Raw genomic sequence first — 14,149 nt, forward strand, 5'->3', positions numbered from 1 at the left:
CCACCTCCTACCGGACGATCCCGAAATCGTCCATCGGCCAGAACACCAGGCTCGTGTTACCGATGATTTCATCAAACGCGATGACGCCGATATGCCGGGAATCCTTGCTGTATCGGCGGTTGTCCCCCATGACAAACACATGACCCTCCGGCACGGTGGCGCGCTGGATCTTGTCTTCAAGGGTGAAGTCCTCCGTGAGGGGACCTTCGGAAAGGCCGGAGAGCGCGGCCTTGTATTCGTCGAGATACGGCTCGTCGTACGGCTTGCCGTTGATATAGAGCTGGTCGTCCCGGTATTCGATATGGTCACCCGGCAGTCCGATGACCCGCTTGATGTAGTCTTTGCGCTCGGGCGCATGGAACACCACAATGTCAAACCGTTTCGGCCCGCCGATGGTGTATCCGATTTTGTTGACGATCATCTTGTCGCCGTTTTCAAGCGTCGGCATCATGGATTCACCGTCGACGACAATCGGTGTGAAGAGGAAATACCGGATGAGGGCCGCAAGCCCGAAGGCGATCAGGAGGACCTTCGTCCACTCCCATAACTCGTTTTTCTGTTTCTCTTCTTTCATGCCTCCAGGCCTCCCTGTTTTGTTTCTTCTATTGTACAGTGTATGAAAGAGCGAGGCAAAAAGAAAAGGAGCCGCTGCGGGCTCCCTTTCGAAGTGGCTTATCGGATTTCTTTGATGCGGGCAGCTTTTCCGCGAAGGTTGCGGAGGTAGTACAGTTTCGCACGGCGTACTTTACCGCGGCGAATGACTTCAAGCTTTGCGATTTTCGGCGTGTGCACAGGGAACGTACGCTCAACCCCTACACCGTAGGAAATTTTGCGGACAGTGAATGTTTCGCTGATGCCGCCGCCGCGACGCTTGATGACAACCCCTTCGTAAACCTGGATCCGTTCGCGTGTTCCTTCGACGACCTTCACGTGTACGCGTACCGTGTCGCCGGGGCGGAACGTCGGGAGATCCGTGCGGAGTTGCTCCTTCGTGATATCTGCAATGATGTTTGTCATGTTTCCCTCTCCTTGCTACAGATGCTCATGCATTGTTGCGCTGCAGCGGAACACCGTAATCGAGTGCTTCGCATGGAAGCACAGAATGAATGATAACACAACCGGCGTCTGCCGGCAAGTACCAGTTGAATTGAATGGAGCTGGCAAAGAAAAATCAAACCGGAGAATGGCTGATTTCCGCTGCAGGTCCTCGCTTGCCGCGGGCGTCGCCTCAGCCTCCTCGAGCTCCGCTCTGCGGGGTCTTCGACGGACGCTTTTCCCGCAGGCGTCTCGGATCTTCCGCTGCCATCAGTTCCACAATTGAATTGTGAAGTCCCCGATTTCAGGGCAAAACACCCGTTCGGCTCAGCCTTTCCAGCCGATGCTTTTCAGGTAGTTTTTCTGGCGGTCGGTGAGGTTGGCTTTGTGGAGCAGGTCGGGACGCCGTTCGAATGTGCGGGTGAGCGACTGTTCCTCCCGCCAGCGGTCGATTTCGGCGTGGTTGCCCGACAGGAGGACGTCCGGAACCTTCATGCCCCGGAAATCGGCCGGCCGGGTGTAGTGCGGATGCTCGAGCAGGCCGGTCGAGAAAGAATCATGTTCCGGCGAGGCTTCATTGCCGAGAACGCCGGGCAGAAGCCGGACCACGCTGTCGATGACGTTCATTGCGGCAAGCTCACCGCCTGTCAGGACAAAGTCGCCGATCGAGATCTCATCGGTGATGAGATGCTTCCGGATTCGCTCGTCGTATCCCTCGTAATGGCCGCACAGGAAGATCAGGTCTTCTTCTTGCGACAGTTCTTCCGCCTTGCGCTGGGTAAAGCGCTCCCCCTGCGGGCACATGAGAATGATGCGCGGAGTGCGCCCTGCTGCCGCCGCCAGGCTCTCGACCGCACGGAACAGCGGCTCCGGCTTCAGCACCATGCCCGCTCCGCCTCCGTAAGGATAGTCATCGACTTTGTGGTGCTTGTCGGTGGCGAATTCACGGAAGTCCCGGACGCTCAGACGGGTGGCCCCGCTTTCCTGCGCCCGCTTGAGAATCGAGGAGTTGAACACCCCTTCGAACATTTCAGGGAAGATCGACAAAACGGAAATGTTCATCAGGACAGCAGCCCCTCGATCGGATCAATCACAATCCGCTTTTCCTCCGGGTCCACTTCCAGCACCACGTCATCGATGTACGGGATGTAGTGCATCTTGCCTTCCTTCGGCTTGACCGCCCATACATCGTTCGCACCGGTGCCGATCACTTCGGTGACTTCCCCGATCTCCGTGCCGTCTTCCGCGTAGACTGTGCAGCCGACGATTTCATGATAATAGTACTCGCCCTCGCCCAGCTCGCCGAGATCCGCTTCCGACACTTTCAGCACGCCGTCGCGGTACTTTTCGACGTCATTGATGTTCGGATGTCCTTCAAACGTCAGCAGGTCGAAGTTTTTGTGGACACGGTGTGAGGCGACCGTCAGGATGACCGGCTCTTGCGCCCCCGGCATGAACAGGCCGAGGCGGGCGCCTTCGGCATACCGCTCCTCCGGAAAGTCGGTCCTGGAGATCACCCGCACTTCACCGCGGATGCCGTGCGTATTGACAATTTTTCCGACGTTGTACCAATTCATTGGGATTCCTCCTTGGCATTCATCCGGCCCATAATGAAAGAAAAAGGAAGGAACAGATGCTCCTTCCTTCCAGTCAGTCCATGATGTCCACGCGCACCCGTTTCCGGCCGGCGGCGGAAGCTGAGTTCACAACGGTGCGGATCGCACTGGCGACCCGACCTTGCTTTCCGATCACTTTTCCCATGTCATCCGGATGGACGGACAGTCTGCAGACGAGTCTGCCTTCCTGTTCCTCCGTCTCCACCCGGACCTGATCCGGATGATCAACGAGCGGTTTGACAATCGTCTCGATCAGCCTTTTCATCATGTCGCCCCCGTGAATGAATTATTTTGCGGTCTTGGCGTTGTGGTATTTCTCCATGATTCCCTGTGTGGCGAGAAGGTTGCGGACCGTGTCGGACGGCTTTGCGCCGTCTTGGAGCCACTTGAGCGCAAGCTCTTCGTCGATCTTGAGTTCAGCCGGCTTCGTGAGCGGGTTGTATGTCCCGATCGTTTCGATTTGGCGTCCGTCACGCGGGGAGCGGGAGTCCGCTACAACAATACGATAGAAAGGCGTCTTTTTTGCGCCCATGCGTTTGAGTCTGATTTTAACTGCCATTTGATAGCACCTCCGAGTAGTTTCACACAAGATAGTATATTATCAAGGGTTTTTCCGTTTGTAAAGTGTTTTTTCTTAACACATCATTTAAACAGCGAATCGAGCCCCGGAAGTTTCATCTTTTTCCGGCCTTTGCCCTGCTGCATGTTTGACATCTGCTTCATCATTTTCTTCATCTCCTCAAACTGCTTGAGAAGACGGTTCACTTCCTGGATGGATGTGCCCGAACCGCGGGCAATCCGCTTTTTCCGGCTGGAGTTGATGATTTCCGGGTTCGTCTTTTCCGCCGTGGTCATCGACTTGATGACGGCTTCAACGCGGCCCATCTGTCCTTCGTCGACCTTGGCGTTTTCAAGCCCTTTGATCTTGCCGGCGCCGGGAAGCATCTTCAGGAGCTCATCAAGCGGCCCCATCTTCTTCACCTGCTCCAGCTGTTCCAGGAAGTCGTCGAACGTGAACGACTGCTCCCGGAATTTCTGTTCAAGCTCCTTGGCCTTCTCTTCGTCGACACCCGCCTGCGCCTTCTCGATGAGCGACATGACATCGCCCATGCCAAGAATCCGGGAAGCCATCCGTTCCGGGTGAAACGGCTCGATCGCGTCGAGTTTTTCTCCCATCCCCGCAAACTTCACCGGCTTGCCCGTGACGGACCGGATCGACAGCGCGGCACCGCCGCGCGTGTCGCCGTCGAGTTTCGTCAGGACGATGCCGGTCACGCCGACCTGCTGATCGAACGTCTCCGCCACATTGGCCGCTACCTGTCCGGTCATGGCGTCGACGACGAGGAACACTTCATCCGGCGCAACGGCTTCATGGATGTCTCTGAGCTCGCCCATGAGCGCCTCGTCGATCTGGAGCCGGCCCGCCGTGTCGATGAAGACCACATCGTAGTGCTCTTCCTTCGCTTTCTCGACCGCCTGTTTGGCAATGTCGACCGGAGATGCCTCCGTGCCGAGTGAGAATACCGGCACGCTGAGCTGCTTGCCGATCGTCTCCAGCTGCTGGATTGCGGCGGGCCGGTAGACGTCGGCGGCTGCAAGGAGCGGTTTCCGGTTGTATTTCTTTCGGATGAGGTTTGCGAGCTTGCCGGTCGTCGTCGTTTTACCGGCACCCTGCAGGCCGACCATCATGATGACGGTCGGCGGCTTTTTGGCGAACGTCATCGCTTCGGATTCTCCGCCCATCAGCTCGGCAAGCTCGTCACGGACGATCTTGACGACCTGCTGGCCCGGCGTGAGGCTTTCCATCACGTCCGAGCCGACTGCGCGCTCGCTCACCTTTTTGACGAATTCCTTGACGACTTTGAGGTTGACGTCGGCTTCGATGAGGGCAAAGCGGACTTCGCGCATCATTTCCTTGACGTCGGCCTCCGTCACCTTGCCCTTGCCCTTGATCTTCTGAAGCGTATTCTGAAGGCGCTCGGCCAATCCTTCAAATGCCATATGTGCCCGCCTCCCAGTTATTAATCATACTGTTTCAGTTCCTCCAGGCGGCTGATGATGTCATCCGGCGCCGCTTCGCCCGAACGCACCGTTTCCGACAGCGAATCGATCGCATCTCGCCGTCCGCGGAACTTGCCGAAGAGCTGGAGCTTTTCCTCATACTCCTCAAGCATCGCTTCGGTGCGCCGGATGTTGTCGTACACGGCCTGCCTGGACACGCCGTACTGCTCGGCAATTTCACCGAGCGACAGGTCATTCAGGTAATACAGTTCCATGTAGCTGCGCTGCTTCTCCGTCAGAAGCGCCTGGTAAAAATCGAACAGGAAGTTCATGCGGGTCGTCTTTTCAAGAAGCATCCGAACCCCTCCTCCCGTCTCTTGACGATGTCATTTTATACAGGAAAGAAGGTTCTGTCAAGGTAATCACCTTGTCTGTCATTCTTCTTCTCCGCCCCGCCCGTCTTCGGCGGACTCCTCCTGTTCAAGTCCTTCCGCAAACAGCCCGTAGACGTAGCGTTCGGCGTCAAACGGCTGCAGATCGTCCATGCCTTCCCCGAGTCCGACAAGCTTCACCGGAATGCCGAGCTTGTTCCGGATGGCAAGCACGATCCCGCCCTTCGCCGTGCCGTCCAGCTTCGTGAGGACGATGCCGGTCACGTCCGTCGCTTCCTTGAACGTCTCGGCCTGGATGAGGGCGTTCTGGCCCGTCGTCGCATCAAGCGCAAGGAGCGTCTCATGCGGCGCACCCGGGATTTCCCGGCTGATGACCCGGTGGACTTTCTGGAGTTCGTTCATCAGGTTGACTTTGTTCTGGAGCCGGCCGGCCGTGTCGCAGATCAGGACATCGACTTTCCGGTTTTTGGCCGCCCGGATGGCGTCATACATGACCGCCGCCGGATCGGATCCTTCCGTCTGGCGGATCACTTCGGCGCCGACCCGGTCGCCCCAGACCTGGAGCTGGTCGATCGCCCCGGCACGGAACGTATCCCCCGCAGCAAGCATGACCGTTTTCCCTTCTTCGATGAATCTGCGCGCCAGCTTGCCGATCGTCGTCGTTTTCCCGACGCCGTTCACGCCGACGAACAAAAGGACGGTGAGTTCGCCTTCTTGGATGTTGAGCGCGCTGTCTTCTTCGCCGCCGCCGCGGTAGATGTCGACCAGCTTCTGGGAGATGACCGACTGGATGCCTTCCGTGTCCTTCACGTTTTTGCGCTGGACTTCAAAGCGGAGGTCGTCCATCAGGTCCATGACCGTTTCGAACCCGACATCCGCCTGGAGGAGCAGGTCTTCCAGCTCTTCGAAAAAGTCCTCATCGACTTTACGGTATCGGGCGATCAGGTCATTGACTTTTGAGGTGAATGAAGTGCGCGTCTTTTCAAGCCCTTCTTTGTATTTCTCGGTTGTTTCATCCGGTTTGCCGGAGATTTTGTCTTTCAGTTTTTTGAAGAAGCTCATGGCCGTCCCCTTTCATCCCGCGCCGCCGGCCGGTACGGGCTCTTCATATTCTACGCCGTCCCCTTCGGTCAGCTTGACCGAGACCGGCTTGGAGATGCCGGATTCCTGCATCGTGATGCCGTAAAGGACGTCCGCTCCCTCCATCGTCCCCTTCCGGTGGGTGATGACGATGAACTGGGTTTCATCACTGAACTTTTTCAGATACTGGCTGTAACGGAGAACATTCGCTTCATCGAGTGCCGCTTCCACTTCATCGAGCACGCAGAACGGCACAGGCCGCACTTTGAGTATGGCAAAGAGCAGCGCGATCGCCGTGAGCGCGCGCTCCCCGCCGGACAGCAGGCTCAGATTCTGCAGCTTTTTGCCCGGCGGACAGGCGACAATGTCGATTCCCGTAGTGAGCATGTCATCCGGGTTCGTCAGGACGAGTTCCGTCCGGCCGCCGCCGAACAACTCGCCGAACACAGTGCCGAACTGGCGGTTCACCGCATGGAATGTGCTGCTGAAACGCTCGGTCACTTCGGCGTCCATTTCACCGATCGTTTCTTCCAGTGTGCCTTTCGCCTCCAGCAGGTCGCTGCGCTGATCCGACAGGAACCCATGCCGTTCGGAGACGGCGGCAAATTCTTCGATGGCCCCCGTGTTGACCGGGCCGAGTTCATCGATCGACTGTTTGAGCAGGCGGACTTTCCGGCGCGCCGAATCGGCGTCCAGCCCTTCGGGAAACGGAAAATCGGCAACAGGCGCCTCGTCGAGCCCATACGCTTCCTGGAGAATTTCAGAAAGCGTCTCAAATTCATAATCCAGGCGTCCCGCCCGCAGTTCCGCTTCGCGGACCGAGCGTGCATGTTCCGCCTGTGCGGAAGAGGCTTCTTTGAAGCGGGTCTGCTCAAGGGAGGTTTTTCTTTCGAGCGCCGCCCGCCGGTTCACGGCGTCGGCCACCGCCTGCTCCGCGGCCGCTCTGCGAGTTTTCCATTCCGAGAGTTCACGCTCGATCTCATCGGGTCCGGGGCCGTGGCTCCCGTCTCCTTCCAGCCAGCCGATTTCTTCTCTCAGCCGGTTGGCGCGGAGATCCAGCGCCTCAAGCTCCGACTGAAGTGCCGAAGCGGCCGCAGACGCCTGCACAGCCTGCTCGGAAAGCACGGCAGCCTCGGAGCGAAGTTCACCGAGCCGGTCCATCATCCGGTCTCGCTCGTTGCGCCCCTGTTCATACAGCTCGCCGAGTTTCTCAATCTCATCGGAAATGTCCCTCAGTTCACCTGCCAGCTCGGCTTTGCGTTTTTCCGCAGCTTCAAGACGTTCGCTCAGGCCGCCCGCAAGACCGGCGGTTCCTTGTTCTTCATCGGTGAACAAAGCAGCCCGGTCTGCGAGCCGGCGTTCCGAAGACTTCAGCTCGGCCAGCTGTTCCCCCGCAGACTGTTCCTCGGCGCGCAGTTCTGCAAGCCGGCCGCGGGCCGCATTGCGCAGCCCGGAGATCTCCTGTTTCTTTTCTTTCAATTGCCCGACCGACTGCTCCGCTTTCCGGATGGATGCTTCCAGGCGGTCCAGATCTGCCGATGTGCTTTCCAGTTCGGCCTTTCTCATGAAGATCGGATTGTTCCGTTCCGACCCGCCGCCCGTCATCGAACCGCCCGCATTGACCACGTCCCCGTCAAGCGTCACGACCCGGTAACGGTATCCGGCCATCTTGGCGATTTCGTTTGCCCCCTTCAGCGAGGCCGCAAGGATGACGTTCCCGAGCAAGTTGCGCACGATCACCGCGTATCTGTCCTGTGCAGTCGCCACGGAATCGCCTGTGCCCGCGAAATCGGCATGGCCGCTCACCCGCGACAAGGTCGGGGAGTCAATCTGGCGTGGCTTCATGACCGGGAGGGGAAGGAATGTCGCCCTGCCTTTCCGGCTTTCCTTGAGGAAGGCGATGGCGCGCCTGGCATCCGCTTCGGAAGCGGCAACAATATGCTGCATGCCGCCGCCGAGCGCGGTCTCGATCGCCTTGGCGAATTCAGGACGGACGTCAATCAGCTTGGCGACCGCCCCTTCGATCCCGGGCAGCCGTCCGGAATCCGCCGCACGGAGCACTTCCTTGACACCCGAATGAAAGCCTGCGTGTTCCGCTTCCATGGCGAGAAGGGCTTCCTTCCGCCCCTTCAGCTTCTCCTGCAGGCTATAGGCCTTATAAAGTTTTTCCTGCTTCTCCGCCAGCTCCACGGCGAGGGACCGTTCGGCCTCCTCCCGCTCCGAATCCGCACCGGCCGCTTCATCAAGCTGTTCCCGGAGTTTGCGGGCAAGCTTTTTCGCTTCTTCCAACCGTGCGCGGACGTCCTTCAGCTCGGCGGCTGTTTCCTCGGCCCGGGAACGGTTGCGCTCAGCGGACAGCTTCTGCTGATCCGCCTGCATGCGAAGATGCTTCCGTTCGTTGTTCACCGCGGCTTCTTCGCTGAGCCGCTCGATGTAAAGGGCCTTCAGTTCCTCGATCCGCTCCTCCGTTTCTCCGAGCGGACGACCCGCCACTTCCTGAAGCCGGCGGATTTCCTTCCGCGAGCCGGACAGTGCGGCTTTTTTCTCCGCAGCGTTTCTTTCTGCGTCCGCCTTTTTCTTGTGCGCGGAACGGATGGAGGCCTCTGTTTCGGAAAGGTCGCCCTGCAGCCGTTCCAGCTGCCGGACCGCATTTGTGCGGCGCTCCTGCATGACGAGCTTGCGCCCTTCCCACTTCTCGGTGTTTTCCACCGCCTCGGAAAGAGCCTGATGAAGCCCGTCCAGTTCATCGGCCAGCGCTGCCGATTCGCTGCGGAGTCCGTTCAGCGCCGCTTCCCTCTTTTCAGCCTCCGCCGCGGCGCTCTTCTCTTTCTCGGCCGCTTCCCGCAGGACGGCGCGCGCGGTTTTCCTCTGCTTGCGGTTTTCTTCAAGGTCATGGGCGATAAGGGCCGTCTCGGCCGCTTTCAGTTCGCTGCCCATCGCCAGGAAGTCTTCGGCCGCCGACGCCTGGATGCGAAGCGGCTCCAGCCGGGCCTCCAGTTCATGAAGGATATCGAGGACACGGTTCAGGTTGTCCTCTGTTTCAAAGAGCTTATGCTCGGCTTTCCGGCGGCGTTGCTTGTATTTCAGCACTCCGGCCGCTTCCTCAAAAATCGCCCGGCGGTCTTCCGGCTTGCTGTTGAGGATTTCATCCACCCGACCCTGGGAGATGACGGAAAACGCATCTTTCCCGAGACCCGAGTCCATGAACAGGTCGGTGATGTCACGGAGCCTGCACGGCTGCCGGTTGATCTGATACTCGCTGTCCCCCGACCGGAAAACGCGCCGGCTGACGCTGATTTCCTGAAAATCGAGCGGCACACGGCCGTCCGAATTGTCGAGGATCAGGGAAACTTCGGCAAAGTTGAGCGGTTTCCTGGAATCGCTGCCCGAAAAGATGACATCTTCCATCTTTCCGCCGCGGAGCGTTTTGGCGGACTGTTCACCGAGCACCCACCGGATCGCATCGGTGACGTTGCTCTTTCCGCTTCCGTTCGGCCCGACGACCGCCGTCACGCCCGGGACAAAATCAAGGCCGATGCGCTCCCCGAACGACTTGAAGCCGAAGATTTCCAGTCGTTTTAAATACAAATCAGTCCGCCTGCCCTTCCGTTTTCTTCAGCTCGGCGATGGCATGGCGGGCTGCAAGCTGCTCCGCTTCTTTTTTGGATTTCCCTTCCCCTTTTCCCAGTTCCTCATGATCAACGGACACGGAAGAAACGAAGATGCGGTCGTGGGCGGGGCCTTTTTCCTCGATGATCTGATATTGCAGGTTGCCGCCCGACTTTTGCTGGACGATTTCCTGAAGCTGGCTCTTATAATCCATCACATGGGAAAAAGCACCGACTTTCACTTTCGGGAAGACGACGCCCTCGAGGAACTTGAGGACTTCATCGAAGCCGTGGTCAAGATAAAGGGCGCCGACAAACGCCTCGAACACGTCGGCCAGCAGTGCCGGGCGCGTCCGGCCGCCCGTCTGCTCCTCGCCCTTGCCGAGCAGGACATACCGTCCGAAACCGAGCTCGCTTGCAAACTGGACGAGTGATGGTTCACAGACGATCGCGGCGCGGAGCTTGGTCAGTTCGCCTTCGCTCATGGATGGATACGTGTCAAAAAGAAAGCGGGAGACGGTCAGCTCAAGCACGGCATCGCCGAGGAACTCGAGCCGCTCGTTGTCATCACGGATCCGCTTCCGGTGCTCATTCACATAGGATGAATGCGTGAATGCCTTGTACAGAAGGGACGGGTCGCTGAAGGTGATTTCAAACTCCTCCTGGAATCCCTCAAATTTGCGTTGGACGGATTCCGGATAAGAATCACGGTGTTGCCGTTCTTTTCGATTCATGGTCATGATGATCTGCCTTTCGGTTGGATATATGCACAGTTTAACTGTTCCCGCCATTTTTCGCAAAATGGAAAAGAGGCGGCCCGCTTTCCCCGAAGGTACGGCAGCCGCCTCCATTAAGCCGGTCAGCCGACTTTTTGTTCGATATAGTTGACGGCGTCGCCGACAGTACCGATCTTCTCCGCATCTTCATCGGAAATTTCAAGATCGAACTCATCTTCCAGCTCCATGACGAGTTCCACGACATCCAGAGAGTCGGCGCCGAGTTCTTCACGGAAGGAAGCCTCAGGCTTTACTTCGCTTTCGTCTACGCCGAGGCGGTCGACGACCACTTTCGTTACGCGTTCGAGTACAGTTGCCAAACCATTCACCTCCTCTCACGGAATTCATCCTTTCTTACATTACCATACCGCCGTCCACATGGAGAGTCTGGCCTGTAATATAATCCGAATCTGCCGACGCGAGGAACAGCACCGCATTCGCCACGCTTTCGGCGGAACCGAGTTTGCCGAGCGGGATCTGGCCGAGCATGCCCTCTTTCACTTCTTCGGGAAGCTTGTCCGTCATGTCGGTTGTGATGAAGCCGGGCGCCACGGCATTCACACGGATGCCGCGTGCGCTGAGCTCCTTCGCAGCGGTTTTCGTGAGGCCGATGACGCCGGCTTTCGCCGCCACATAGTTGGCCTGGCCGGCATTGCCTGCCACGCCGACGACCGACGCCAAATTGACGATGGCCCCTGCGCGCTTCTTCATCATCGGGCGGGCGACCGCCTTCGTGCAGAGGAAGACGCCTTTCAGGTTCGTGTCGAGTACGTCATCCCATTCGTCTTCCTTCATGCGCATGAGCAGATTGTCTTTTGTAATGCCCGCATTGTTGACAAGTATGTCTACCGAACCGAACCGGGACACTGTTTCGTCGACCATCCGCTTCACATCGTCGGCATCGGTGACGGATGCGCGGATTGCGAATGCTTCCCCGCCCGCTTCCTCGATGAGGCTGACCGTTTCATTCGCTTTGTCTTCGCTCCCGGCGAAGTTGACGGCCACGCGGGCCCCTTCCGCAGCGAGCCGGATCGCGATCGCGCGTCCGATTCCGCGGGAGGCGCCGGTGACGATCGCGGCCTTTCCTTCAAGCTTGCCCATTCATGACCATCCTTTCGCGGCCTCGACGGCCTTGTCAAGCGACTCCGCATCTTCCACTCGCAGGACTGTGACCGACCGGTCGATCTTGCGGATAAGCCCGGCCAGCACGCCGCCGGGTCCGCATTCGATGAACAGCGTCACGCCGTTTTGGATCATTTCACGGACCGATTCTTCCCAGCGCACCGGGGAATACAGCTGCTCGACGAGAAGTTCCTTCATCTTGGCCGGATCATGCTCCGGCCGGGCCGTGACATTGGAGACGACCGGATAGTCCGGTTGTTTAAAGATGACGGAATCCAGTTGTTCCCGGAGTTTTGACGAGGCCGGCTTCATGAGCGAGGAATGGAAGGGGCCGCTGACGTCAAGCGGGATCGCCCGCTTCGCACCCGCTTCCTTCGCCGCCTCGCATGCCCGCTCCACGCCTCTCTTGCTGCCGGAGATGGCAATCTGGCCCGGGCAGTTCAGGTTGGCCGGCTGTACCGGGTCGCCGCTTTCTGTAATGTTCTCCGTCACCCGGCCCAATTCCTCCGCGCCGAGCCCGAGAATTGCCGCCATCGCCCCTTCTCCGGCCGGTACGGCTTCGTTCATGTAGAGCCCGCGGCGGTGAACGGTTTGGGCCGCGTCGCCGAATCCGAGGACGCCGGCAGAAACGAGTGCCGTGTACTCCCCGAGGCTGTGGCCCGCCGCATAGTCGGGGCGGATGCCCGCCGACTTGAGCGCCGCGTCGATTGCCGCTCCCGCAGTCAGCAGTGCCGGCTGCGCGTTGTATGTAAGGGTCAGTTCTTCTTGCGGCCCTTCGATCATGAGTGTTCCAAGACCAAACCCGAGCCGTTCATCCGCTTCTTCCCGGAAATGTGCTCCGGACTTTCCTTCGCCGATGAAATCGGCAGCCATTCCTGCTTTCTGTGCTCCCTGTCCAGGGAATACGAATGCGATTTTACTCATGTTCCCCCATCCTTCCGATCGTTTCTCCGATCCTGGCCGCCACTTCAAACTCCGCCATCGTCTTTGCCTGCCGGATGGCGTTTTTGATCGCATTGGCGTTCGACGATCCATGTGCTTTGATCAGCGGGGCTTTCAGTCCGAAAAGGCCCGCCCCTCCATATTCCGTGTAATCCATTTTCTTTTTGAGGCCGCCGAGGTTGTCCTTGGCGAGAAGCCCGGCGATTTTGCCTTTCGTCGTCGCCATGAAGGCTTCCTTGATCATGTACATGAGCCCCTGCGCGGTGCCTTCGATTGTCTTGAGGACCATGTTGCCCGTGAATCCGTCGGTGACGACAACGTCTGCCACACCGTTCAGGAGATCGCGCGCTTCCACGTTCCCGATAAAATTGACGGGCGCGCGGCTGATCAGCCGGTGCGCTTCTTTTGTCAGTTCGTTGCCTTTGTTTTCTTCGGTGCCGATATTCAGCAGGCCGACACGCGGTTCCCGGATGCCGCGGACCTGTTCGGCATAGACGCTTCCCATGACGGCATACTGGGCAAGATGCTGGGCCTTTGCGTCCGCGTTCGCGCCCATGTCGAGCATCAGGAAGCCCCGGCCGTCAACCGTCGGCAGCGTCGGTGCGAGTGCCGGACGGTCGACGCCGTCCATCCGGCCGACAACGAACAGGCCGGACGCCATGAGGGCGCCGGTATTCCCGGCGCTCACCCCTGCGTCCGCCTCTTTGTCGCGCACGGACTGTGCCATCCGCACCATCGACGCATCCTTTTTCCTCCTGACCGCACGCACCGGCTCGTCTTCGCTCTCCACCTTCTCGGAGCAATGAACGACTTCAAGCCGTTCATGCCCGCCGGTGCGGGCTTCGATCGCCCCGCGGTCGCCGTAAAGGCGCACCCGGATATCGGAGAATTCCGCAAGCGCCTCCATGACGCCGTCCACAACCGCGTCCGGCGCGTGGTCGCCGCCCATCGCGTCTACTGCAATAATCATCGCTGTCCCTCTTTTCCGCGCTCATGGGTCCGGTACATCTCGAATGTCCCGGTGAAAACAGTGTCTTCCCCGACGGTCGAAACCACCTTGACGATGGACCGGCGGGGCTTTTCCGATCCCGGTTCCACTTCGGCCTTCGCCACGACACGGTCCCCCGCATGCACAGGCTTTCTGAACTCAAGCTCTGATCTGGCGGTCAGGGCGAGGTCGTCGTCGATCACCGCGACCGCCAGCGAATTCGCCTGCGCAAACAGATGGTGGCCGCGCGCGATGCCGTTCCGCTGAAAGACATGGTCCTCCGAAACATCAAAGACCGACACCGCACGCTTGTCCAGTTCGATGTCGAGAATGTCGCCGATCACTTCATCGATCGGCAGCGCCTTCACATCATCGAGCGTGCGGGCCGCCATGTCTTTCAGCCGCTCCCGCAATTCCGGGATGCCGAGCTCCAACCGGTCAAGACGGACTGTCTGGACACTGACGGAAAAGTGCTCCGCCAGGTCACCGTCCGTCAGCACCGGGTTTTCCCGGAGCAGCGCCGCCAGCTTCTGCTGCCGCTCCCTCTTCTGCAATCGCATGTTTTCACCACCGGATTAGCACTTGGTAC

The 14,149-nt window shown here is 58.9% G+C and carries 16 protein-coding genes; all 16 read right to left on the bottom strand.

The window, feature by feature from the left end:
* Positions 1 to 7 precede the first annotated feature (7 nt).
* Positions 8 to 574, bottom strand: coding sequence for a signal peptidase I (lepB, locus tag ACFFIY_RS01605; protein WP_354196277.1), 567 nt, complete (start codon positions 572 to 574; stop codon positions 8 to 10).
* Positions 575 to 672: 98 nt separating this feature from the next.
* Positions 673 to 1,017, bottom strand: coding sequence for a 50S ribosomal protein L19 (gene rplS / locus ACFFIY_RS01610; RefSeq protein WP_354196275.1), 345 nt, complete (start codon positions 1,015 to 1,017; stop codon positions 673 to 675).
* Between the two features lie 345 nt (positions 1,018 to 1,362).
* A complete protein-coding gene (gene trmD / locus ACFFIY_RS01615) occupies positions 1,363 to 2,097 on the bottom strand; it encodes a tRNA (guanosine(37)-N1)-methyltransferase TrmD (protein ID WP_354196273.1) in 735 nt (244 codons plus the stop codon).
* Positions 2,097 to 2,612 (bottom strand): ribosome maturation factor RimM, encoded by a 516-nt coding sequence (rimM, locus tag ACFFIY_RS01620; RefSeq protein WP_354196271.1) that lies wholly within the window; start codon positions 2,610 to 2,612, stop codon positions 2,097 to 2,099. The genes trmD and rimM overlap by 1 nt, the downstream gene beginning before the upstream one ends.
* Before the next feature lie 73 nt (positions 2,613 to 2,685).
* Positions 2,686 to 2,916: a KH domain-containing protein gene (locus ACFFIY_RS01625; protein WP_354196269.1), complete on the bottom strand. Its 231-nt coding sequence runs from the start codon at positions 2,914 to 2,916 to the stop codon at positions 2,686 to 2,688.
* 21 nt (positions 2,917 to 2,937) lie between these two features.
* The gene (gene rpsP / locus ACFFIY_RS01630) at positions 2,938 to 3,210 is read right to left on the bottom strand and encodes a 30S ribosomal protein S16 (RefSeq protein WP_354196267.1); all 273 of its coding nucleotides are present in this window, start codon (positions 3,208 to 3,210) and stop codon (positions 2,938 to 2,940) included.
* An 83-nt stretch (positions 3,211 to 3,293) separates the two neighbouring features.
* Positions 3,294 to 4,652 carry a signal recognition particle protein gene (ffh, locus tag ACFFIY_RS01635; RefSeq protein ID WP_354196265.1) on the bottom strand — a complete coding sequence of 453 codons (1,359 nt, stop codon included), beginning with the start codon at positions 4,650 to 4,652 and terminating at the stop codon, positions 3,294 to 3,296.
* 20 nt (positions 4,653 to 4,672) lie between these two features.
* Positions 4,673 to 5,008: a putative DNA-binding protein gene (locus ACFFIY_RS01640; RefSeq protein ID WP_354196263.1), complete on the bottom strand. Its 336-nt coding sequence runs from the start codon at positions 5,006 to 5,008 to the stop codon at positions 4,673 to 4,675.
* A gap of 78 nt (positions 5,009 to 5,086) precedes the next feature.
* Positions 5,087 to 6,106, bottom strand: coding sequence for a signal recognition particle-docking protein FtsY (gene ftsY, locus ACFFIY_RS01645; RefSeq protein WP_354196261.1), 1,020 nt, complete (start codon positions 6,104 to 6,106; stop codon positions 5,087 to 5,089).
* 12 nt (positions 6,107 to 6,118) lie between these two features.
* Complete coding sequence (gene smc / locus ACFFIY_RS01650; protein WP_354196259.1) at positions 6,119 to 9,712, bottom strand: chromosome segregation protein SMC; 3,594 nt, start codon at positions 9,710 to 9,712, stop codon at positions 6,119 to 6,121.
* A 1-nt stretch (position 9,713) separates the two neighbouring features.
* Complete coding sequence (gene rnc, locus ACFFIY_RS01655; RefSeq protein ID WP_376837152.1) at positions 9,714 to 10,472, bottom strand: ribonuclease III; 759 nt, start codon at positions 10,470 to 10,472, stop codon at positions 9,714 to 9,716.
* Between the two features lie 119 nt (positions 10,473 to 10,591).
* Positions 10,592 to 10,828, bottom strand: coding sequence for an acyl carrier protein (gene acpP, locus ACFFIY_RS01660; protein WP_354196255.1), 237 nt, complete (start codon positions 10,826 to 10,828; stop codon positions 10,592 to 10,594).
* 34 nt (positions 10,829 to 10,862) lie between these two features.
* Positions 10,863 to 11,609: a 3-oxoacyl-[acyl-carrier-protein] reductase gene (gene fabG, locus ACFFIY_RS01665; protein ID WP_354196253.1), complete on the bottom strand. Its 747-nt coding sequence runs from the start codon at positions 11,607 to 11,609 to the stop codon at positions 10,863 to 10,865.
* Positions 11,610 to 12,554 carry an ACP S-malonyltransferase gene (fabD, locus tag ACFFIY_RS01670; protein ID WP_354196251.1) on the bottom strand — a complete coding sequence of 315 codons (945 nt, stop codon included), beginning with the start codon at positions 12,552 to 12,554 and terminating at the stop codon, positions 11,610 to 11,612.
* The gene (gene plsX, locus ACFFIY_RS01675; protein WP_354196249.1) at positions 12,547 to 13,542 is read right to left on the bottom strand and encodes a phosphate acyltransferase PlsX; all 996 of its coding nucleotides are present in this window, start codon (positions 13,540 to 13,542) and stop codon (positions 12,547 to 12,549) included. The genes fabD and plsX overlap by 8 nt, the downstream gene beginning before the upstream one ends.
* Positions 13,539 to 14,120 (bottom strand): transcription factor FapR, encoded by a 582-nt coding sequence (fapR, locus tag ACFFIY_RS01680; protein WP_354196247.1) that lies wholly within the window; start codon positions 14,118 to 14,120, stop codon positions 13,539 to 13,541. Before fapR ends, plsX begins: the two co-directional genes overlap by 4 nt.
* Positions 14,121 to 14,149 lie beyond the last annotated feature (29 nt).

This window comes from Bhargavaea ullalensis (genome assembly GCF_042432615.1).
Classification (GTDB): Bacteria; Bacillota; Bacilli; order Bacillales_A; family Planococcaceae; genus Bhargavaea; species Bhargavaea ullalensis.

Bases quoted from the DNA above. Each gene is read 5' to 3' on its own strand.
- trmD (WP_354196273.1), bottom strand. From the start codon at position 2,097: ATGAACATTTCCGTTTTGTCGATCTTCCCTGAAATGTTCGAAGGGGTG.
- fapR (WP_354196247.1), bottom strand. From the start codon at position 14,120: ATGCGATTGCAGAAGAGGGAGCGGCAGCAGAAGCTGGCGGCGCTGCTC.
- ACFFIY_RS01640 (WP_354196263.1), bottom strand. From the start codon at position 5,008: ATGCTTCTTGAAAAGACGACCCGCATGAACTTCCTGTTCGATTTTTAC.
- rimM (WP_354196271.1), bottom strand. From the start codon at position 2,612: ATGAATTGGTACAACGTCGGAAAAATTGTCAATACGCACGGCATCCGC.
- lepB (WP_354196277.1), bottom strand. From the start codon at position 574: ATGAAAGAAGAGAAACAGAAAAACGAGTTATGGGAGTGGACGAAGGTC.
- fabG (WP_354196253.1), bottom strand. From the start codon at position 11,609: ATGGGCAAGCTTGAAGGAAAGGCCGCGATCGTCACCGGCGCCTCCCGC.
- rpsP (WP_354196267.1), bottom strand. From the start codon at position 3,210: ATGGCAGTTAAAATCAGACTCAAACGCATGGGCGCAAAAAAGACGCCT.
- ftsY (WP_354196261.1), bottom strand. From the start codon at position 6,106: ATGAGCTTCTTCAAAAAACTGAAAGACAAAATCTCCGGCAAACCGGAT.
- rplS (WP_354196275.1), bottom strand. From the start codon at position 1,017: ATGACAAACATCATTGCAGATATCACGAAGGAGCAACTCCGCACGGAT.
- plsX (WP_354196249.1), bottom strand. From the start codon at position 13,542: ATGATTATTGCAGTAGACGCGATGGGCGGCGACCACGCGCCGGACGCG.
- ffh (WP_354196265.1), bottom strand. From the start codon at position 4,652: ATGGCATTTGAAGGATTGGCCGAGCGCCTTCAGAATACGCTTCAGAAG.
- rnc (WP_376837152.1), bottom strand. From the start codon at position 10,472: ATGACCATGAATCGAAAAGAACGGCAACACCGTGATTCTTATCCGGAA.
- ACFFIY_RS01625 (WP_354196269.1), bottom strand. From the start codon at position 2,916: ATGAAAAGGCTGATCGAGACGATTGTCAAACCGCTCGTTGATCATCCG.
- fabD (WP_354196251.1), bottom strand. From the start codon at position 12,554: ATGAGTAAAATCGCATTCGTATTCCCTGGACAGGGAGCACAGAAAGCA.